This is a genomic window from Polaribacter sp. MED152 (genome assembly GCF_000152945.2).
GTDB lineage: Bacteria > Bacteroidota > Bacteroidia > Flavobacteriales > Flavobacteriaceae > Polaribacter.
On sequence record NC_020830.1, the window covers coordinates 891933 to 911675 of the forward strand.

21 protein-coding genes are annotated in these 19743 nt (G+C 30.7%); 10 read left to right on the top strand and 11 right to left on the bottom strand.

Going from position 1 to position 19743, the window contains the following annotated elements; all coding sequences use genetic code 11:
* The first annotated feature begins 44 nt into the window (after positions 1-44).
* From MED152_RS04090 to MED152_RS04105, 4 genes are all read left to right on the top strand, one after another.
* Positions 45-989 carry a hypothetical protein gene (locus MED152_RS04090; protein ID WP_015480597.1) on the top strand — a complete coding sequence of 315 codons (945 nt, stop codon included), beginning with the start codon at positions 45-47 and terminating at the stop codon, positions 987-989.
* 93 nt (positions 990-1082) lie between these two features.
* On the top strand, positions 1083-1649 hold the full coding sequence (locus tag MED152_RS04095; RefSeq protein ID WP_041383377.1) for an RNA polymerase sigma factor: 567 nt from the start codon (positions 1083-1085) through the stop codon (positions 1647-1649).
* Complete coding sequence (locus MED152_RS04100; protein WP_015480599.1) at positions 1639-2163, top strand: hypothetical protein; 525 nt, start codon at positions 1639-1641, stop codon at positions 2161-2163. The genes MED152_RS04095 and MED152_RS04100 overlap by 11 nt, the downstream gene beginning before the upstream one ends.
* 30 nt (positions 2164-2193) lie before the next feature.
* Positions 2194-2928 carry a head GIN domain-containing protein gene (locus MED152_RS04105; RefSeq protein ID WP_015480600.1) on the top strand — a complete coding sequence of 245 codons (735 nt, stop codon included), beginning with the start codon at positions 2194-2196 and terminating at the stop codon, positions 2926-2928.
* A 69-nt stretch (positions 2929-2997) separates the two neighbouring features.
* Here MED152_RS04105 and MED152_RS04110 read toward each other — a convergent pair whose 3' ends face one another.
* Together MED152_RS04110 and MED152_RS04115 are read right to left on the bottom strand one after the other, a co-directional pair.
* The gene (locus MED152_RS04110; RefSeq protein WP_015480601.1) at positions 2998-4173 is read right to left on the bottom strand and encodes a GlmU family protein; all 1176 of its coding nucleotides are present in this window, start codon (positions 4171-4173) and stop codon (positions 2998-3000) included.
* A gap of 98 nt (positions 4174-4271) precedes the next feature.
* Positions 4272-5048, bottom strand: coding sequence for a choice-of-anchor V domain-containing protein (locus MED152_RS04115; RefSeq protein ID WP_015480602.1), 777 nt, complete (start codon positions 5046-5048; stop codon positions 4272-4274).
* A 184-nt stretch (positions 5049-5232) separates the two neighbouring features.
* On the opposite strand from MED152_RS04115, the gene MED152_RS04120 reads away from it, so the two are divergent.
* Entirely contained in the window at positions 5233-5796 is a 564-nt protein-coding gene (locus tag MED152_RS04120) for an acyl-CoA thioesterase (protein ID WP_015480603.1), read from the top strand.
* Positions 5797-5848: 52 nt separating this feature from the next.
* Here the strand turns inward: MED152_RS04120 and MED152_RS04125 are convergent, their stop codons facing one another.
* The 9 genes from MED152_RS04125 to hemA form a co-directional block, all read right to left on the bottom strand.
* Positions 5849-7186 carry a dihydrolipoamide acetyltransferase family protein gene (locus tag MED152_RS04125; RefSeq protein WP_015480604.1) on the bottom strand — a complete coding sequence of 446 codons (1338 nt, stop codon included), beginning with the start codon at positions 7184-7186 and terminating at the stop codon, positions 5849-5851.
* Positions 7187-7370: 184 nt separating this feature from the next.
* Complete coding sequence (hemF, locus tag MED152_RS04130; protein ID WP_015480605.1) at positions 7371-8273, bottom strand: oxygen-dependent coproporphyrinogen oxidase; 903 nt, start codon at positions 8271-8273, stop codon at positions 7371-7373.
* A complete protein-coding gene (locus tag MED152_RS04135; RefSeq protein ID WP_015480606.1) occupies positions 8263-9021 on the bottom strand; it encodes an EI24 domain-containing protein in 759 nt (252 codons plus the stop codon). The genes hemF and MED152_RS04135 overlap by 11 nt, the downstream gene beginning before the upstream one ends.
* A gap of 5 nt (positions 9022-9026) precedes the next feature.
* Positions 9027-10055, bottom strand: coding sequence for a uroporphyrinogen decarboxylase (gene hemE / locus MED152_RS04140; RefSeq protein ID WP_015480607.1), 1029 nt, complete (start codon positions 10053-10055; stop codon positions 9027-9029).
* A gap of 44 nt (positions 10056-10099) precedes the next feature.
* Entirely contained in the window at positions 10100-10456 is a 357-nt protein-coding gene (locus MED152_RS04145) for a four helix bundle protein (protein ID WP_015480608.1), read from the bottom strand.
* A 23-nt stretch (positions 10457-10479) separates the two neighbouring features.
* Complete coding sequence (gene hemL, locus MED152_RS04150; RefSeq protein WP_015480609.1) at positions 10480-11772, bottom strand: glutamate-1-semialdehyde 2,1-aminomutase; 1293 nt, start codon at positions 11770-11772, stop codon at positions 10480-10482.
* A gap of 10 nt (positions 11773-11782) precedes the next feature.
* Positions 11783-12748, bottom strand: coding sequence for a porphobilinogen synthase (hemB, locus tag MED152_RS04155; protein WP_015480610.1), 966 nt, complete (start codon positions 12746-12748; stop codon positions 11783-11785).
* Between the two features lie 4 nt (positions 12749-12752).
* Entirely contained in the window at positions 12753-14345 is a 1593-nt protein-coding gene (gene hemC, locus MED152_RS04160) for a hydroxymethylbilane synthase (RefSeq protein WP_015480611.1), read from the bottom strand.
* A 10-nt stretch (positions 14346-14355) separates the two neighbouring features.
* Positions 14356-15591 (bottom strand): glutamyl-tRNA reductase, encoded by a 1236-nt coding sequence (hemA, locus tag MED152_RS04165; RefSeq protein ID WP_015480612.1) that lies wholly within the window; start codon positions 15589-15591, stop codon positions 14356-14358.
* A gap of 203 nt (positions 15592-15794) precedes the next feature.
* On the opposite strand from hemA, the gene MED152_RS04170 reads away from it, so the two are divergent.
* From MED152_RS04170 to MED152_RS04190, 5 genes are all read left to right on the top strand, one after another.
* Entirely contained in the window at positions 15795-16679 is an 885-nt protein-coding gene (locus tag MED152_RS04170) for a helix-turn-helix transcriptional regulator (RefSeq protein WP_015480613.1), read from the top strand.
* Positions 16680-16691: 12 nt separating this feature from the next.
* On the top strand, positions 16692-17207 hold the full coding sequence (locus tag MED152_RS04175; protein WP_015480614.1) for a TrmH family RNA methyltransferase: 516 nt from the start codon (positions 16692-16694) through the stop codon (positions 17205-17207).
* Positions 17208-17276: 69 nt separating this feature from the next.
* Positions 17277-18293: a ferrochelatase gene (hemH, locus tag MED152_RS04180; RefSeq protein WP_015480615.1), complete on the top strand. Its 1017-nt coding sequence runs from the start codon at positions 17277-17279 to the stop codon at positions 18291-18293.
* A 102-nt stretch (positions 18294-18395) separates the two neighbouring features.
* Positions 18396-19001 (top strand): CopD family protein, encoded by a 606-nt coding sequence (locus MED152_RS04185; protein ID WP_015480616.1) that lies wholly within the window; start codon positions 18396-18398, stop codon positions 18999-19001.
* Positions 18985-19740, top strand: a complete 756-nt coding sequence (locus tag MED152_RS04190; RefSeq protein WP_015480617.1) for an ATP-binding protein — start codon at positions 18985-18987, stop codon at positions 19738-19740. Before MED152_RS04185 ends, MED152_RS04190 begins: the two co-directional genes overlap by 17 nt.
* Positions 19741-19743 lie beyond the last annotated feature (3 nt).

Genomic DNA, 19743 nt, shown 5'->3' on the forward strand with positions numbered 1-19743 from the left:
TACTAAAGTTGACTTATATTTATATCGTTTGTAAATAGTAGTGAATGTCATCAATTACAGTAAAAAATATTCAATATAAAGGTTGGAAAGAGGCTCTAGAAATTTCAAATTCTGATATTCAGCTAATCGTAGTTCCTGAAGTTGGTAGAATTTTGCACTATAGCCTGATAGATGGCGAAAATATATTCTATGAAAATTCAGATTTTAAAGGTAATTCATTTAAAAATGGAACCTTTTATAATAACAAAACTGAAGCTCCAAACGTGGGTGGAAATAGAGTTTTACCTTGTTCTGAAGATTATTTTCATGAAATTTCTGGGTATAGACACATCCCTGATCCTTTTATAAACGCGAGTTCTTATTCTATTTCTTATTTGACTAATGGTGTTATTTTAAAAAGCCCTATTAGTGATTTTCTTGGGATTCAAATAGAAAGAAAAATCACTGTAAATGAAACTGGAAGTGATGTTTCAATACATCAAAAACTTACCAAAGTAAAATCCACAAAAAATACGCTACTATCAAAAATACCTTTAACCATTTGGAGTTTATCTAAAATTAAAACTCCAAATACTGCTTATGTAAAACTTGCAAATAAAAGTATTTTTAAAAATGGTTATACCATTTCTAAATGGCCAGATGCAAAAAATCATGCAGCTAAAAACATTTCTGTAGAAAATGGAATTTTAAAGTTAAAATCATCAAATAAGTTACCTCAGAAAATTGGAGCAGATGCAAAACATTGGGTTGCTGGTTATTTAGAAAACCATCTATTTATAGAAAGTTTTACGTTTGATGAAACTTCAAAATACCCAGATTTTGGAACATCAATTACGATTTTTGGAAATGATTTATTTAGTGAATTGGAGGTTTTGAGCCCTGAGAAACATTTGGAATTAGGAGAGTGCATTGAATATCAACTACAGTGGAGTCTTCACAAAATGCCTACAAACAAAGAGGCTGAAGAATATTTACATCAATTGCATTAATCAAAATTTAACTTCTTTTAAAAAGAAGTAAATTTATTTTGAGAAACTGTCACAAGTTAAAAACAGTTTAGTCTTTAGTATAGAAGTTTTTAATTGGAAGCTAATCAACCACATATAACCAACCTATTAGAACGCTGCAAATCGTCAGATAAAAATGCGCAGCTGAAGATTTACAATGCCTATTATAAAGCAATGTATAATTCAGCCCACAGAATTTTAAAAGATAGTTTTGAAGCTGAAGATATTATGCAAGAAGCCTTTTTAACGGCTTTTACAAAATTGCATTCGTATAAGGGTGAGGTTGCATTTGGTGCTTGGTTAAAACGAATTGTAATTAATAAAAGTTTAACTCAATTAAAAAAGAATAGTAGGTATCAAGAAGTTAAGTTAGAAGTGATACCAAATACAGAAATTGAAGATGAAGCCATAGATTATAGAGGATTAAATCCTAAAATGGTGTTAGATACGCTTCAAAATTTAAAAGAAAATTACAGAGTTGTGCTCACTCTTAATTTAATTGAAGGATTTGATTATGAAGAAATTGCTCAAATTCTAAATTACACTAATGAAAATGTAAGAACTACAGTTTCTAGAGCAAAAAAGAAATTAAAGCAAGTGTTACTTGCAGAAAATATACAAGCGCAAGCATATGGAAGATAAATTTGAACATTTTTTTTCTGAAAATAATTTTGATTTTCAAGAACCACATTCAGGACACTTAGAACGTTTTGAGCGTAAATTGAATCAACCTAAAAAAGTGAACAGAACTTCTTGGAAATGGTTGTCTGTTGCAGCATCTGTAGTATTGGTACTGGGTTTTTGGTTAGGTAATAATCATCAGAAAAATAAAATTGATATTGCTAAAGCAAATCCTAGTGTAGAAGAAATACAGAACTATTTTATAGCTACCATAAATGATGAGCTAAAAACAATAGAAAGTAATAGAAGTTTAGAAACAGAAACAATTATTGAAGAAGCTTTAAATGATTTAGAAGATTTGGAGGAAAGCTACATTATACTAACTACAAAGCTTTCTCTAGCAACTAATAGAAAGAAAATTATTAAAGCGATGATTAAAAACTACGAGGAGCGTTTAAAAATTTTAGACAATTTATTATTAGAAATTGATCAGATAAAGAATCCAAAAATTATTGAAGACGAAATCTATATTTAAAAGTAAAATCAACATAAAAACCCATAAAACATGTTAAAAAAAATTACAATTGCCCTATTTATTGCTGCCTTTAGTTTTTCAACAAACGCACAAAACTGGTGGGGAAACAGTAAAAAAGTGAAAGGAAATGGAAATGTAATTACTGTAGATAGAACTACATCTAATTATGATGGAATTGCTATTGGAGGCTCATTTGATGTAATTTTAATGAAAGGAAAAGAAGGCAACATTAGCATTGAAGGAGAAGAAAACTTAATACCCTATATACAAACAGAAGTAAAAAGAGGTACACTACAAATTAAATTTGATAAAAATATTAATGTTAGAACAACAAGAAGATTAACTGTTACTGTAACTTATGATGATATAGAAATGGTTTCTTTAGGTGGTTCAGGTAATATTAAAAGCAAAGGAACTATTAAAACCAATGAATTTAAAGTTTCTATAGGTGGCTCAGGTAATATTTCTTTAGATATTGAAGCAGATGAAATAAGCTCTAACATTGGTGGCTCAGGTAATATTAAATTATCTGGCTATGCAAATGAATTAAATTGCTCTATTGCAGGTTCTGGAAGCATAAAAGCCTATGAGTTAAAAGTTGATGTTTTAAATGCCTCTATTGCAGGTTCTGGAAGTATAACTACTACAGTTGCGAATAAAATTAAAGCAAATGTGGTTGGTTCAGGAAGTATTTATTACAAAGGTAACCCTTCTGATATTAGTAAAAAATCTGTAGGTTCTGGAAGTGTAATTAACAGAAATTAATTATTTGAAATTAAATAAAAAAGCAGTCATTTTCATGACTGCTTTTTTTATATATGGAATTAATACTATTTAATAATTTCTGTATTTCTTAGTTTCTTCAAAAACGTTCTCTAAAATTCTCTGTTCTACAGCATCAAAAGTTAAATTTCTACGCTTCATCACAACATCTGCTACTTCAAAAACTTTGTTGGTTTTGTATTCTGTAAATCCAGATGCTCCTCCCCAACTAAAACTTGGCACAAAATTTCTTGGAAAACCACTTCCAAAAATATTAGAAGAAACACCAATTACTGTACCTGTATTAAACATGGTATTTATTCCGCATTTCGAATGATCTCCCATCATTAAACCACAAAATTGTAATCCAGTTTTAGCAAATCTACCTGTTTCATAATCCCATAATTTTACTTCTGCATAATTATTTTTAAGATTAGAATTGTTTGTATCTGCACCTAAATTACACCATTCACCTAAAACCGAATTTCCTAAAAACCCATCATGACCTTTATTTGAATATCCCATTAAAACTGAGTTATTCACTTCACCACCAACTTTACAATAAGGGCCAAGTGTTGTTGCTCCGTAAATCTTAGCCGATAATTTTAAAACCGAATTTTCGCACATAGCTAAAGCACCTCTCACTACACAGCCCTCCATTATTTCAGCATTTTTACCAATGTAAATTGGACCATTTGTAGCATTTAATGTAGCAAAAGTCAATTTTGCTCCTTCTTCTATAAAAATGTTTTCTTTGTTGATATATTGAACACCTTCTGGAATTGGTTGAGATGTTCTATCTTTTGTAACAAGCTCAAAATCTTGGGCTATTGCTTTATCATTTAGCGAGAAGATATCCCAAGTATTCTTAATTTGTAAAACATCTTCATTAAAATCAATTTGCTTATAATCATTAAAATCAACTTCTTCTTGTTTATCTGAAGTATGAAACGCAATTACATCATCTCCTTTAAAAATAGCTTCGTTTTTACCAAGATTTTGAATTTGATTTACCAAACTTTCTGTTGGACAAAAAGAGGCGTTAATCAAAATGTTTTCCTCTAACTCAACCATTGGGTATTTTTCTTCTAAATACTCTTCTGTAATAGTGGTAGTTGTTAAGCCTAAGTATTTTTCCCATTTTTCTCTAATGGTTAAAATACCAATTCTTAAATCTGCCACTGGTTTCGTAAAGGTAAATGGTAGTAAAGCATTTCTTACACTACCATCGAATAAGATGTAATTCATTTTTTTGGTTTTAAAGCATCACAAATTTACTTTAATTAAGGCATATAAAAAACCGATTGCAAAAATACAATCGGTTCATTCCTTAAATTAAGTTTTTTTTACTGCTTGATAAATTTTTGAGTACCAATTTTATTATCAGCGATTACTTTAAGAATATAAATACCTGTTGCTAAATCTCTAACATTAATAGTTTTAGAATTGGCATCTAAATTTTGAGTATATGCTAATTTCCCAATTTGATCATAGAATTCAACAGTCACTTTTTCTGATATTTCTGGTAATTCAATATTTAAAATATCAGTTGCTGGGTTTGGATACATTGCAAAATCAATTCTTTGAGCATCTGAAATGCTTAAAGAGGCTGCTTGTGTATTAACTAATACAACTTGATCATTACCACTAAATGAACCTTGACCAGCACTTGCATTTACAGCAGAGTAAAATGTTACAGCTCCTAAATCTGTAGAAGGAGATCTCCAAGTAAAAGACCAATCTCCAGAACTTGAAGGTGTAGAATGTGTTATGGAAGCTCCACTATTAATAATTCTTGAACCTGAACCTGCTGTAAAAGCGCCAATTTTAGTATCAGAACTATTTTCTGCTGTTAATTGAAAACCAACAGAACTTGAGCTAGATGTTGTATTTATAGTAATTGTATAGTCTGTATCTAAAGCATAACCAGCTGCTGGTATATTAGATGTAATGACCGCTGATGCATCTGTAACTGCTCCTGGATGACAGGTAACACAAGATGCTCCTCCATCTCCTGGAGAACCAGATCTGGCATCATTTCTTCCTCCTGAACTCGACATTAATAAAAATGCGGATACAGGAATTGCTAATAAAATAAATTTGAAAATGTAATTTTTATTCATAGTTGTAAATTTTAAGTTCTTGCTTGATTTTTTAAATTTAAGATAAATTAACTTATAAATTACTGATTAACAAACATAAATAAAGTGAGATGGGAAAATTTACCCCTAAAAAGGAAAAAACAGACTTAAAATTTAACCACAAATCTCAATTTTATAAAATACAAAAGAGTTGTACTTTTGATTTATGGCAGAACTAAAAAAAGAATTTAAGCAAATTGGCGAATCTCAAATAAACATAACTGAATTGATGTTACCATCACATTCTAACTTTAGTGGTAAAATTCATGGGGGTCATATTTTAAATTTAATGGATCAAATTGCATTTGCCTGCGCATCAAAACATTCAGGTAACTATTGTGTTACAGCTTCTGTTAATAAAGTAGACTTTTTGAATCCTATTGAGGTTGGTGAATTATTAACTATGAAAGCCTCTATAAACTTTACAGGCAGAACGTCTATGGTAGTTGGTGTACGCGTAATTTCTGAAAATATTAGAACAGGAGAAACTAAGCATTGCAACTCTTCTTACTTTACAATGGTTGCTAAAGATGATGAAGGAAAAAGTGTACCTGTGCCTGGCATAATTTTAACTACTAAAAAGGAAATAAGACGTTTTGCTAGGAGTATTATTAGACAACAAGAAGGTAGAAATAGAACCTCTAGATTCAATACAAAAACATTTAAAATTGATGATTATTTGCCATTGTTTGAAAACAGTAATTCAAAAATTGAATTAAAAAACAAATAAAAAAAGCTTAGAAATTAATCTAAGCTTTTTATAAAGTCAAATAATTACAGATTTAGAAATCTTGATTTACATCCCAAGCTTCTAAAGTTTCTTTTAATGTTTTAATAAACATACCACCAAGTGCACCGTTTACAACTCTGTGATCGTAAGAATGTGAGACAAACATTTTTTGTCTAATTCCAATAAAATCACCTTCTGGAGTTTCGATAACTGCAGGTACTTTACGAATTGCACCTAAAGCTAAAATAGCAACTTGCGGCTGATTAATAATTGGTGTACCCATTACAGAACCAAAACTACCTACATTAGTTACTGTATAAGTTCCTCCTTGAATTTCATCTGGTTTCAAAGCGTTGTTTCTCGCTCTATTTGCTAAATCATTTACAGATTTAGTCATGCCCACCAAATTCAATTGATCTGCGTTTTTAATTACGGGTACAATTAAATTTCCATCAGGTAAAGCAGCAGCCATACCTAAGTTTATATTTTTCTTTTTGATAATCTTATCACCATCAACAGCAATGTTTATCAAAGGATATTTTTTTATTGTAGAAGCAACAGCTTGCATTAAAATTGGTGTAAATGTTAACTTTTCACCTTCTCTTTTAAAATAAGCATCTTTTACCTTACTTCTCCACTTAACAATATTGGTAACATCAATTTCTATAAAAGATTGCACATGCGCAGAAGTTTGTACAGAATCTACCATATGTTTAGAAATAAGTTTACCCATTCTAGACATTTCGATAATTTCATCTTCTCCATTTACAGAAACTGGTGCAGCCTTAGCTACAGGCTTATCAGAAGGTTTTGAAGCAACCTTTGGCTTAGCTACTTCTTGCTTTTGTGGAGCATTGTCTTTATTTTCTATATAAGATAAAATATCATCTTTCGTAACTCTACCATCCTTACCTGTTCCTGAAATATTCTCTAACTCATCCATAGAAATACCTTCTGTTTGAGCAATATTTCTTACTAATGGAGAGTAAAATTTTCCAGAATCTGAAGTTTTTGCAATTGGTGCAGCTAGAATTTCTGAGGCTTTTTCAATAGTTTTTTCAACTTCAGCAACTTCTTGAGGCTTTATCTCTTCTTTATTTGGTGCAGATGCAGAAGTATTGGCACCAGCATTGTTATTTGCATCTCCTCCTTCTGTTTCTATAACTGCAATAGTTTCTCCTACTGCAACAACCTCATCTTTCTCAAATAAAATTTCAACTAAAGTTCCTTCAACTTCAGAAGGTACTTCAGAATCTACTTTATCCGTAGCAATTTCAACAACAGCTTCATCCAATTCAATAGTATCTCCTACCTCTTTTAACCAAGAAGTAATTGTTGCTTCTGCAACACTTTCTCCCATTTTTGGTAACTTTAATTCAAATCTTGCCATTCCTGTTTATTTTTTGGATTGCAAAAATACGAAAAAAGGAACAGAAATTCACAAAAATTCGGATTGAAAATAATTTACAATAACCAGGTTTTATTAAATTATTAACAAAATAACGTTAAATCATTAAATTATCTTTAGTGTAAGCGTATAAAACAGCCTATTAATTACAGAATAATCAATGAAACTAAACCCAATCTTTAGGATTTGCTAAAACTTTTAGTAGTTTTTCTTCTGGTGAATTTTCTTCTGGATGATGATTGTACTTCCATTGTACAACAGGAGGCAAACTCATTAAAATACTTTCTATTCGTCCATTTGTTTTTAAACCGAATAAAGTTCCTCGATCATGAACAAGATTAAATTCTACATACCTACCTCTTCTCACCTCTTGCCAGTCTTTGTGATCTTGAGTATATGTTGAGTTTTTTCTTTTTTCTACTATTGGCACATAACTATCTAAAAAACTATCACCTATTTCTGTAACGAAATTGTATCTGTCTTCAATTGTAAATTGTTCTGTATGCTTTAAATAATCAAAAAACAAACCTCCAATACCTCTGGCTTCATTTCTATGCGTATTCCAAAAATATTCATCACATGTTTTCTTAAACTTCGGATAAAATTCAGAATGATGTTTGTCACAAGCATTTTTACATACATTATGAAAATGGGTAGCATCTTCATCAAATAGATAATAAGGTGTTAAATCTTGACCACCACCAAACCATTGGGTAACAATATCTCCAGTTGAATTATACATTTCAAAATAACGCCAATTTGCATGCACAGTTGGCACAAAAGGGTTTTTAGGATGCAAAACCAAACTTAAACCGCAAGCAAAAAAATTACCTTCTTTGACTTTAAATTGATTTCTTAGCACTTCTGGCAATTCACCATGCACTGCAGAAATGTTTACACCTCCTTTTTCAAAAACGGCTCCATTTTCTATAACTCTGGTTCTTCCTCCTCCACCTTCTTTGCGATCCCAAAGGTCTTCTTTAAACTTTGCAGAACCATCCACCTCTTCTAACTTAGAGGTAATTGAATCTTGTAAATTCTCTATATAAGCATAAAACTTATCTTTCATAAACCAAGTTATTTTTTTCGTGCATTAATTGCACCGTTTTTTTCGAAGCTGCTGTTACAGAAAGTGGTAAAACAATGATTATACCAACAATTGGTATTAATAAAAATAGCATAAACACTATTCCATTACCTATAACATAACCTTTATTTCTGCTTACAAATTGTACACTTTCTTTATAGTTTAAATGACGTTCTAAGGTATAATCCATATTTCCAAAACCAGCATAGTAAGCCTGAACTATAAATAGTAAAATGGTTGAGAAAATATTAACAACAGGAATAAATTTTAGAACCAAAATAGGAACTGTTATAATTAATTCTTTGAATAGGTTTCGAATATTTATTCGAATTCCCCTTAGTAACTGTTCTGTATTTGAAGTTTTTCTGTGCAAATGCGAAACATCACCATAAAAATGTTTCTCAATTTTTTCTGAAACAGGACTCATAAATGGCGCAGACAAAGCCATTATAATGTGTTTGTATAAAATTAAACCTATGATTAAAACAATTAAGCCACCAATAAAATTACTGATAGAAGAAAAAACTTCTTTTCCCCAATCCCAAATCCAGACTTTGGAAATATGAACACCAACATTGTCTGATAAAACATAAGCCTCTACACCAATTAAGATTGCTGTGCAAAAACTAATCAACATAGGTATTATAAAATATTTCCAAAGTTTTAAATCTGACATCAGTTTAAAAACTCCTGCATATTCTTTAATACCTAAAATGATGTTTTGAATCATTATTCTTACTCTGCTTTGTATTCTTTTACAGCATCTACAAATGCTTTTGCATTTTCAACAGGAATGTTTGGTAAAATTCCATGTCCTAAATTTACAATGTATTTGTCTTTCCCAAATTCATTAATCATTTGGGTTACCATTTTTTTAATTTCTGATGGTGAAGAAAATAATCTGGAAGGGTCAAAATTACCTTGTAATGTAATTTGACCTCCAGATAAATATCTTGCATTTTTTGCAGAACATGTCCAATCTACACCTAAAGCTGAAGCTCCTGATTTAGCCATATCACTTAAAGCAAACCAACAACCTTTACCAAAAGCAATTACTGGTGCATCATCTTTTAAGGCATCAATAATTTGTTGCATGTATTGCCAAGAAAATTCTTGATAGTCTACAGGAGATAACATACCACCCCAAGAATCAAATACTTGCACAGCATTTACACCTGCTTTTACTTTTTCTTTTAAATAAGCAATAGTAGTATCTGTAATTTTTTGTAGTAATGTATGTGCCACAATTGGGTTTGTAAAGCACAATTCTTTGGCTTTATCAAAGTTTTTAGAACCTTGACCTTGTACACAATAACACAAAATTGTCCAAGGTGAGCCTGCAAAACCAATTAACGGAATTTCATCATTCAGTTTTTCTTTGGTTGCTTTAATAGCATCCATTACATAACCCAAAGAATCTTGAATATCAGGAATAATTACTGAATCTAAATCTTTTTGCGAACGAATTGGATTTGGTAAATACGGCCCAAAATTTGGTTTCATTTCCACTTCTATATTCATAGCTTGTGGAATCACCAAAATATCTGAGAATAAAATTGCAGCATCCATACCATACCTTCTGATAGGTTGTACTGTTATTTCTGAGGCTAATTCTGGAGTTTGGCATCTTGTAAAGAAATCGTATTTCTTTTTGATTTCCATAAACTCAGGCAAATATCTTCCTGCTTGTCTCATCATCCAAACTGGAGGTCTATCTACAGTTTCACCTTTTAACGCTCTTAAAAATAAATCGTTTTTTATCATCTTATAGCTTTTGGCTATTAGCTTTTAGCTTTTGGCTTTGGCTTTTAGCTATTCTTTATTGTATTTATTAATCCGTTTATCACTTTACCTTCTTCAGCAATTAATTCAAAAATAGGGGTTAATTCTTCTAAACGAATCAAACCTAATTCCTGAATAATTATTAACTGTGTTTCAACTTCAAAAAGTGAACCTATTGATATTTCTAAAAATCTTTTAAACTCAACTTCACTATTTCTACTTGAACCCTCAGCTATATTTGATGGAATAGAAACAGCTGCTCTTGTAATTTGACTTTTTAATCCAAATTTTTCATCATCAGGCAACTTCTTAGCAACTTTATAAATCTCTTTGACAATAATAATGCCTTGACTCCAAATCTTAAGTTTTCTAAAATTTCTCACTGTTTATCACTAAAAGCAAATAGCTAAAAGCTATCTGCTACTTTTTTCATTGCTTTGTCAGTAGCATTCGCTATTATTTTAATATCCTTATCTGAGATTGCTGAATTTAAAAACCAAGCTTCAAATTGACTTGGAGGTAAAAAGACTCCGTTTTTAATCATTTCCCAAAAGAAAACTGCAAACTTTTGGGTGTCTGAAGTTTGAGCTTCGTTAAAATTAGTGACTTTACTTTTTGTGAAGAAAGGGTTCATCATTGAACCAAATCTATTCACAACTAAATCTACATTATATTTTTTAGCAGATTCTAAAAGAATCACCTCTAAAATAGCACCAATTTCCTCGAATTTATCATAAGGATTTTGCTTTTTCAATTCGGTTAATGTTGATATTCCACCAGCCATTGCTATTGGATTTCCAGACAAAGTACCTGCTTGATACATTCCTCCTAAAGGTGCAACATTTTCCATAATTTCGTTTCTTGCACCATAAGCTCCCACAGGAAATCCACCACCAATTACTTTACCTAAACAGGTGATATCTGCAGTTACTCCTAATTTTTCTTGAGCTCCTCCAAAAGTAGATCTAAAACCAGTCATAACTTCATCAGCAATTAAAACAGCTCCGTTTTTATTGGCCAATTCTTTTAAATCTTTTAAGAAATCGTTTTGTGGAATTACAACTCCCATATTACCACCAATAGGCTCTATGATTACACCTGCAATATTATCATCATTTTCAAAATGCTTTTTTACACTTTCTAAATTATTGTATTCTGCAATTAACGTGTTTTTTACAGCTCCTTCAGGCACACCTTTTGAACCAGGTAAACTTAGTGTTGCTAAACCAGAACCAGCAGCTACCAATAACGCATCTTGATGCCCATGATAACAACCAGAAAATTTGATAATTTTATCTTTACCTGTATATGCTCTTGCTAAACGAATTCCGCTTAAAACAGCTTCTGTACCCGAGTTTACAAAACGAACTTTATCCATTTCTGGAAACGCATCACAAACTATTTTTGCTAATTTAATTTCCGCTTCTGTAGATGCCCCAAAAGAATATCCTTTTTTTAAGGCTTTTTTAGCCGCTTTTTCTACAGCTTTGTGTCTGTGACCTAAAATCATTGGTCCATAAGAAACTACTAAATCTACATATTCATTTCCATCAACATCTACAATCTTACTTCCTTTTGCTTTTTTTATAAACAAAGGATTTCCACCTACTGAAGAAAACGCTCTTACAGGTGAATTTACTGCACCTACAAGATGTTTTAATCCTTTTTGATATAACTCTTCTGATTTACTAAATTTCATCTTTAAGCTTTTAACTTTTTAATAATAATCTTGCTGCCTCTTTTGCAAAATAGGTGATGATAATATCTGCACCTGCTCTTTTCATAGACAACAAACTTTCCATCATTACTTTCTCTCCATCAATCCAGCCTTTTTCTGCAGCAGCTTTAACCATTGCATATTCTCCACTTACATTATAACATGCAATAGGTCTATCAAAATTATTTTTTAAATCTCTAATAATATCCAAATAAGATAAAGCTGGTTTTACCATTAAAATATCAGCACCTTCTTGATCATCGAAAGTGGCTTCTCTTAAACCTTCATCTCTATTTGAAGGATCCATTTGATAGGTTCTTCTATCACCAAAAGTTGGTGCAGAATCTGCAGCATCTCTAAATGGCCCATAAAATGCTGATGCATATTTTACTGAATAGGCCATAATTGGCAAGTTTGGATACCCAGAATTATCTAAAGATTGACGAATCATATCTATAGTACCATCCATCATACCTGAAGGTGCAACCATATCTACACCAGCTTTTGCATGTGATATAACTTGCTTGGCAATATTTACCAAAGTTGCATCATTATCTACATCATTGTCATGAATAATTCCACAATGACCATGAGAAGTATACTCACAAAAACATACATCTGTAATTACGTACAAACTTGGATAATTGGTTTTGATAAAACGAATTGCTTGTTGCATAATTCCATTATCATTCCATGTCTCTGTACCTTCATCATCTTTTTCTGAAGGAATACCAAATAGTAAAACTGCTGGTATATTTAGAGAAACTACCTCATCTAACTCTTTAGAAATAGTATCTAAAGAATAACGTTTTATACCTGGCATAGAAACAATTTCTGTTTCTATATTTTCACCTTCTTCTATAAATAATGGATAAATAAAATCGTCTACAGAAAGTTTGGTTTCTTTAACTAACCTTCTAATACCCTCTGTTTTTCTTAATCTTCTTGTTCTAAACATTTTCTTAGTTTGATGTAAAATGACTGTTCACCAATTCTAAAACCGAATCTACGCTAGGTAAATTAGCTACTTGAACATTTTCGAAATGTTTTCTTGCTTCTTTTGCAGTGGTTTCACCAATACAAAATGCAATCTTATCTGCACTATTTTTTGTTAAGTAACTCTCTATACCTGAAGGACTATAAAATAATACTCCAGTAATTGAATCATCTAATTTTTCTGGACTTAACATTGTTTTGTAAGCTTCAACCTCGTTTACAACAATATAATGAGATTGTAAATACGCAGGCAAAATATCTAAACGAACATCACTACAGAAATAAGTTACTTTCTTATTTTCTAACTCATTAGATAAATATTCTGCAAGTACTTTTGCATTTTTAGCAGCTTTAGTAACCTTACCAATTCTGTTTTCTATTAATTTTTTAGTTCGTCTACCAACGCAATAGATGTTTTTAAACTTCATTTCATCTTTGGTAAATGAATTTAAAAGTGCTTCTACTCCATTCTGACTTGTAATAACAACGTTTTCGATTTCGTTTTTCATCACCTTAGGAGAAATTCTATTAAATCGAATTTTTATAAAATCGCTATCTTCTATACCTATTGCAGAAGACAAAACTTCTTTTTGCAATTCTGATAATTTTTTGGTTGAGTAAACAGAAGCTATTCTTTCACCTACTTCTTCATCTTCTGCAATTAACTCTTTACCACCTCTATTAATTACATAATCTGCGCAATCTTTGGCCAAATACCTATGGCTACCTAATTTAGCAGTTTTTGTTACTGTAATTTTCTTAGAACCATCTCTTTTTAATAAAATTCCTTTAAAATTGATTTCTTGAGTTTTCTCATCAACATAAGCTAAAGCACCAATTGGAGCTGTACAACCACCCTCTAACAACCTAAGAAATTCACGTTCTATACCCACACAAACTTTGGTTTCATAATGGTTTAATTGTTCACAGGCATCAATTACAAATTGATCTTTTTCTAAACAAGCTAACATAATTGCACCTTGTGCAGGTGCAGGAATCATCCATGTTAAAGGTATTGCTCCTTTTTCTCTTAACCCTAATCTTTCTAAACCAGCAGCAGCAAAAATAGCTCCATTCCAAGTTTCGCTATTTTCTAACTTGCTTAAGCGAGTATTTACATTTCCTCTTAAATCTTCTACTTTATGAGTTGGATACCTATTTAACCACATTGCTTTTCTTCGTAAACTACCAGTAGCAATAATTCCTCCTGGTTGACCGAAAAATTCTTCTGTATCTTTTAAAACTAACAAATCTGAATAATTAGCTCTCTTTAAAACTGCACCTTGCATAATTCCTTCTGGCAATGCAGTTGGTACATCTTTTAATGAATGAACAGCAATATCTATATCTTCATTTAATAAGGCAATGTCTAAATTTTTAGTGAAAATTCCGGTAATACCTAACTCATACAAAGGCTTATCTAAAATAATATCTCCTGTAGATTTTATAGGAACAATTTCGGTTTCATAACCTAATTCTTCTAATTGTTTGCGTACTTTGTTTGCTTGCCAAAGAGCCAATTGACTTTCGCGAGTTCCTATTCTAATCGTTTTTTGCATTAAGTAGTTTTTAAGATTGAAAAACCTTATTGATGACCTCTAAACTTTGTGCAACAGATGTTTCTTCATCTTTTAAGTGTTTCACAAATTGAGTTGTTATTTTTTGTATGAATCGTGAAGTTACTATTTCTGCTTGACTTTCATCAAAATCTGCTATTTTTTTCCTTTGAAAGTTAATTTCATCGTTTTTAATAGTTTCTAATGATTGTTTTAAAGCTGCAATGGCTGGCGTAAATCTTCTATGATTTAACCAATCATTAAATTCAGATTTATGTTTTTCTATAATTGCCTCTGCTTTTGGTATTTCTTGTTTTCGAGCTGCCAAAGTTTCATCTGTAATTTTAGATAGTTCATCTACATTTACCAAAGAAATATTGTCGAAATCAGTAACATCTTTCGCTACATTTTCTGGCATTGATAAATCTAAAATTAATAATTCTTTATCACCTGAAATATATTGCTTTGTAATAGTTGGTTTATCTGCACCAGTAGAAACAATTAATACATCTGCATTATTTACTTCTTCTGTTAAATTTTCTATAACCGATTTTCTTATAGAATGATGTTCTTTTACAAACTCAGCAGCTTTTTCTTCTGTTCTATTCACCAAACAAACAGATTTGTTTTGTGTATACTCTGCTAAATTTTTACAAGTATGTTTTCCCATTTTTCCCAATCCAAAAACTAATATATTTTTCGAATTGTAATCTGGTAAATTTTTAATGATATACTGCACAGCTGCATAAGAAACAGATGTAGTTCCAGAACTTAAACGAGTATCGTTCTTTACTTTTTTACTTGCCTGTAGCACACTATTTACCAATCTTTCTAAGTATGCATTCGTAGTTTTATGCAATTTGGCCATTTTAAAAGCTTGCCTTAATTGCCCTACAATTTCATAATCTCCTAAAATTTGACTTTCTAAACCAGTACCTATTCTAAATAAGTGATGCACTGCATCCTGATTTTTATACACATTAGAAATAGAAGCAAATTCCTCTACTGTACCTTCAGAGAAATGACACAATAATTGAATTAATTGGTAAGGATGTTCTGCGAAACCAGAAATTTCGGTTCTGTTACAGGTAGATAAAATGAAAACACCTTCAAAGTTTTTAGCCTTAGCTAATTCCAATAACGCAGCCTGATTATCTTTAGATAAAGAGAACTTACCACGAGTATTTGCATCTGCTTTTTTATAACTGACGCCAATATTGTAAAAATGTGTTTTCGCTGTTTCTAACATAAACCTTAAAAGTGGTACAAAAGTATAAAGAGTTCTTAAAAAAAAATATCGCTAAAAGTACTTTAAATAACGTTCTATGTTTTTTAGATGCTAAATGAGATAAAAACATTCAAAATTCCTTATTTTTGTTGACAGTAAAGGATTTGCGGTAATTTTATATAGAACCATTCTAAATAAAAGCAGATTGAAATAAATATTGGATTATGTTTAAAAATGTCGGAGAAAGTACTTTAGACGAAATTAACCTAGAAAAAGGTTTTTATGTTCTTCATTTTCAGAACGAAAGCAAAGAAGTAGAGAGCTTTGAACGCGAAATAGATAGCACTTTTATTCAAATTCATTTTTGTTTACGAGGTAAATCTAAATTTTTGTTCAATAATAGTTCTTATTCGTTTGATGTTTTAGACAACAGATCAATACTACTCTACAATCCTCAAAGAACGTTACCAATTAACTTAGAGATACAGCCAAAAACAACACTTATTTCTTTATTAATATCTATAGAAAAATTTCACTCCTTGTTTTCCAAGGAATCTGGTTACATTCCTTTTTTGAGTGATGAAAATAGCAACAAAAAATATTATGATGATGCAGAAATAAAACCAACTGTTGCTATAGTATTGCAGCAAATCATCAACTCTAACATCAATAGCTCTATAAGAGACTTGTATGTAAAAGGTAAAGTTTACGAATTACTAAGTTTACATTTTCAAAAAGATGAAACTGCAGAAGGTGAATATTGTCCTTTTTTAGTAGACGAACAGAATGTTTTAAAAATTAGACAAGCCAAAGAGATTATTATTTCTAGAATGGCAGAACCACCTAGTTTGCAAGAATTAGCTAATGAAATAGGCTTAAATATTAAAAAACTAAAAGAAGGGTTTAAACAAATTTATGGTGATACCGTTTACAGTTTTCTATTCGATTATAAAATGGAGCATTCTAGGCGACTTTTAGAAACTAACCAATACAATGTTAATGAAGTGGGCACACAGGTTGGTTACAGCACTGCTAGCCATTTTATAGCTGCTTTTAAAAAGAAGTTTGGCACTACACCAAAGAAATATGTAATGAGTTTAAATCAATAGCACCTAATTATAGTGAAGCAGTTAACGCATAATGATGTAGAAAACCAACAGCAAAAGTTTCCAATAACTATTGTTTGTGATGCTATTAGAACTCCAGAAAATATAGGCATGTGTTTTCGAATTTCTGAAAGTTTTGGAGTAGAAAAAATCTATTTTCATGAGAACTCCCCTTCTATAGAAAACAGAAAAGTAATTAATACTGCCAGAAATACCATCAACCAAATTGAATACCAAACTTATTCTGAGTTTGACCAACTCATTCAAGAATTAAAACAAAAAGGAAACACCATTATAGGCATAGAAATTACTGATAAAAGTATCGATATTCAAGATTTTGATTTTAAAAAATATGAAAAAATCGTACTACTTTTGGGTAGTGAAAGAAATGGGATTGAGAATATAAATTTGGTAGATGAAACCATAGCTATACCTATGTATGGTAGAAATTCATCTATGAATGTAATTCACAGTTTAGCCATTACACTTTACGAAATAACAAATCAACTAAAAATAAAGAGCAATTATTAGTTGTCATTATATAATAAGTTCTGCAAATGAGATCAGAACAGCATAAAAAATGAACTAAATTCAGCAAACATGAAAGGAGTTTTATTAGTAAATTTAGGATCACCAGCAAGCACATCAACCAAAGATGTTAGAAACTATTTGGAAGAGTTTTTGATGGATGAGAGAGTAATAGATGCCCCAAAATGGTTAAGAACCATATTGGTAAAGGGTATTATTTTAAATACAAGACCAAAAAAATCTGCAAAAGCATATAAAAAAATATGGTGGGAGGAAGGTTCTCCATTAATTGTTTTATCGGAAAGACTATTAGAAAAAGTTCAGGAAAAAACCGAACTGCCTGTAGCTTTAGCAATGCGTTATGGAACACCATCAATAAAAATGGGGCTTCAAGAATTACATGATAAAGGTGTTACAGATGTTTTAATTGTTCCTTTATATCCACAACATGCTATGGCTACTACTGATACAATTTTAGTATTAGCAGAGGAATTAAGACAGGAATTTTTCCCTCAAATGAAATTTAATCACATACCTGCTTTTTACCATAAAAAAGACTACATCAAAGTATTGGGAGACAGTATTAAAAACCATTTAGAAGGCAAAGAATGGGATAAAATTTTGTTTTCTTATCATGGAATTCCTGAAAGGCATGTGCGTAAATCAGATATTACAAAAAGCCATTGCAACCCTTCAGATAGCAAAAATTTTACATGTTGTAAAACAGAATCTCCAGCTCACGAATTTTGTTATAAACATCAATGTTATGAAACCACATGGCAAGTTGTTGAATACTTGGGTTTAGAACCACATCAATATTTTGTTTCATTTCAATCAAGATTAGCAGGAGATCCATGGTTACAGCCTTACACAGACAAAATGTTAGAAAAATACCCAGAAGAAGGTGTTAAAAAACTAGCAGTTGTAACTCCGGCTTTTGTATCAGACTGTTTAGAAACTCTTGAAGAAATTGCGATGGAAGGTAAAGAAGACTTTTTAGAAGCAGGTGGAGAAGCTTTTTATGCAATACCTTGTATTAATGATAATGATGATTGGGTTGATGTTTTAGTAAATTGGATTGAAGCTTAAAATTAAATTTAAAAGTCATTCCTTATATTGCATTTCACTTAAATGTCATTTAAAACTGATTTTATGACTTTAATTATTAAAAATCTAAAATATATTTAGAATATGGATTTTCTATACATAAAAGCATTACACATTATTTTTGTAGTAACTTGGTTTGCAGGTTTATTTTACATTGTACGTTTATTTATTTATCATACAGAAGCAGAAACCAAATTAGAACCTGCAAAAACAATTTTGCAAACTCAGTATAAATTAATGAGTAAAAGGCTTTGGTATATTATAACCTGGCCATCTGCCATTTTAGCAAGTATTTTTGCTTTTTGGATGTTGTATACAAATCCATATTACTTATCTGAACCTTGGATGCATGTGAAACTTACGTTTGTTTTAGGCTTGTATTTTTACCATGGTTTCTGCCAAAATATTTACAATAAACTTCAAAAAGATATTATAAAATATTCTGCGTTTAGATTACGTATTTTTAATGAAGTTGCCACTTTAATATTATTTGCGGTCGTTTTTCTGGTTACCATAAAAAGTGCTATTAATTGGATTTGGGGTGTAGTTGGAATTATATTATTTGGTGTACTTTTAATGTTAAGCATTCGTATTTACAAAAAGATTAAAGAAAAAAAGTCTTGGGATAAAGCAGAAAAAGAAGTCTTAGAACAAGAAAATACTACCTCAGAAAGTGGAGAACAATTATAAGGAGCAACTATTAGCGCTGCAAAAAGAACACGATGAATTACTTGCCAAAAACAAGCATTTATCTGAACAAAATAAGGAACTGAAACAGTTTTCTCATTTAGCTTCTCATGACCTGCAACAACCTTTAAATAACATTATCTCTTATTTAAGCTTGTTAGACAGCAGTAAAGACAAGTTAGATGATATTGGTAAATTGAGCCTAAAAGTAATTAGCAAGTCTACTGCCAAAATGAAAAGTTATATTTCTTCTTTGTTAGATTTGTCTTTAATTGGTAATTCTAAGAAATCTGAAAAGGTTGTTCTAAAAGAGGTTTTAACAGATGTAAAAGATGCCTTATACCAACAAATTACAACTTCAAATGCTGACTTATCCTTTAATTTAATAGATCATCAAATTGAAGGAATTAAAAATGATTTTTATTTGCTCTTTTTAAACATCATAGAAAACGCAGTAAAGTTTCATAAAGAAGGTAGCACACCTAAAATTATAGTTACATCAGAAATTAAAGACAACAATTACTTGTACACCATTGCTGATAATGGAATTGGAATTGCTAAGGACCAATTTGACACTATTTTTGAAATTTTTAAAACATTACATCCAGATGAAGAATTTGAAGGTGTAGGTATTGGTTTGGCGCAAGCAAAAAAAATAACCAAACTTTACAATGGTAAAATTTGGTTAGATTCTACACCCAATAAAGGCACTACATTTTATATAAGTTTTCCTAAAGGATAATAT

Coding starts and splice junctions, on each gene's coding strand:
- MED152_RS04135 (WP_015480606.1), bottom strand. CDS start 9,021: ATGATTCAAAACATCATTTTAGGTATTAAAGAATATGCAGGAGTTTTT.
- hemA (WP_015480612.1), bottom strand. CDS start 15,591: ATGTTAGAAACAGCGAAAACACATTTTTACAATATTGGCGTCAGTTAT.
- hemH (WP_015480615.1), top strand. CDS start 17,277: ATGAAAGGAGTTTTATTAGTAAATTTAGGATCACCAGCAAGCACATCA.
- hemC (WP_015480611.1), bottom strand. CDS start 14,345: ATGCAAAAAACGATTAGAATAGGAACTCGCGAAAGTCAATTGGCTCTT.
- MED152_RS04090 (WP_015480597.1), top strand. CDS start 45: ATGTCATCAATTACAGTAAAAAATATTCAATATAAAGGTTGGAAAGAG.
- MED152_RS04100 (WP_015480599.1), top strand. CDS start 1,639: ATGGAAGATAAATTTGAACATTTTTTTTCTGAAAATAATTTTGATTTT.
- MED152_RS04110 (WP_015480601.1), bottom strand. CDS start 4,173: ATGAATTACATCTTATTCGATGGTAGTGTAAGAAATGCTTTACTACCA.
- hemL (WP_015480609.1), bottom strand. CDS start 11,772: ATGAAATTTAGTAAATCAGAAGAGTTATATCAAAAAGGATTAAAACAT.
- hemE (WP_015480607.1), bottom strand. CDS start 10,055: ATGATAAAAAACGATTTATTTTTAAGAGCGTTAAAAGGTGAAACTGTA.
- hemF (WP_015480605.1), bottom strand. CDS start 8,273: ATGAAAGATAAGTTTTATGCTTATATAGAGAATTTACAAGATTCAATT.
- MED152_RS04170 (WP_015480613.1), top strand. CDS start 15,795: ATGTTTAAAAATGTCGGAGAAAGTACTTTAGACGAAATTAACCTAGAA.
- MED152_RS04120 (WP_015480603.1), top strand. CDS start 5,233: ATGGCAGAACTAAAAAAAGAATTTAAGCAAATTGGCGAATCTCAAATA.
- MED152_RS04105 (WP_015480600.1), top strand. CDS start 2,194: ATGTTAAAAAAAATTACAATTGCCCTATTTATTGCTGCCTTTAGTTTT.
- MED152_RS04185 (WP_015480616.1), top strand. CDS start 18,396: ATGGATTTTCTATACATAAAAGCATTACACATTATTTTTGTAGTAACT.
- MED152_RS04125 (WP_015480604.1), bottom strand. CDS start 7,186: ATGGCAAGATTTGAATTAAAGTTACCAAAAATGGGAGAAAGTGTTGCA.
- hemB (WP_015480610.1), bottom strand. CDS start 12,748: ATGTTTAGAACAAGAAGATTAAGAAAAACAGAGGGTATTAGAAGGTTA.
- MED152_RS04115 (WP_015480602.1), bottom strand. CDS start 5,048: ATGAATAAAAATTACATTTTCAAATTTATTTTATTAGCAATTCCTGTA.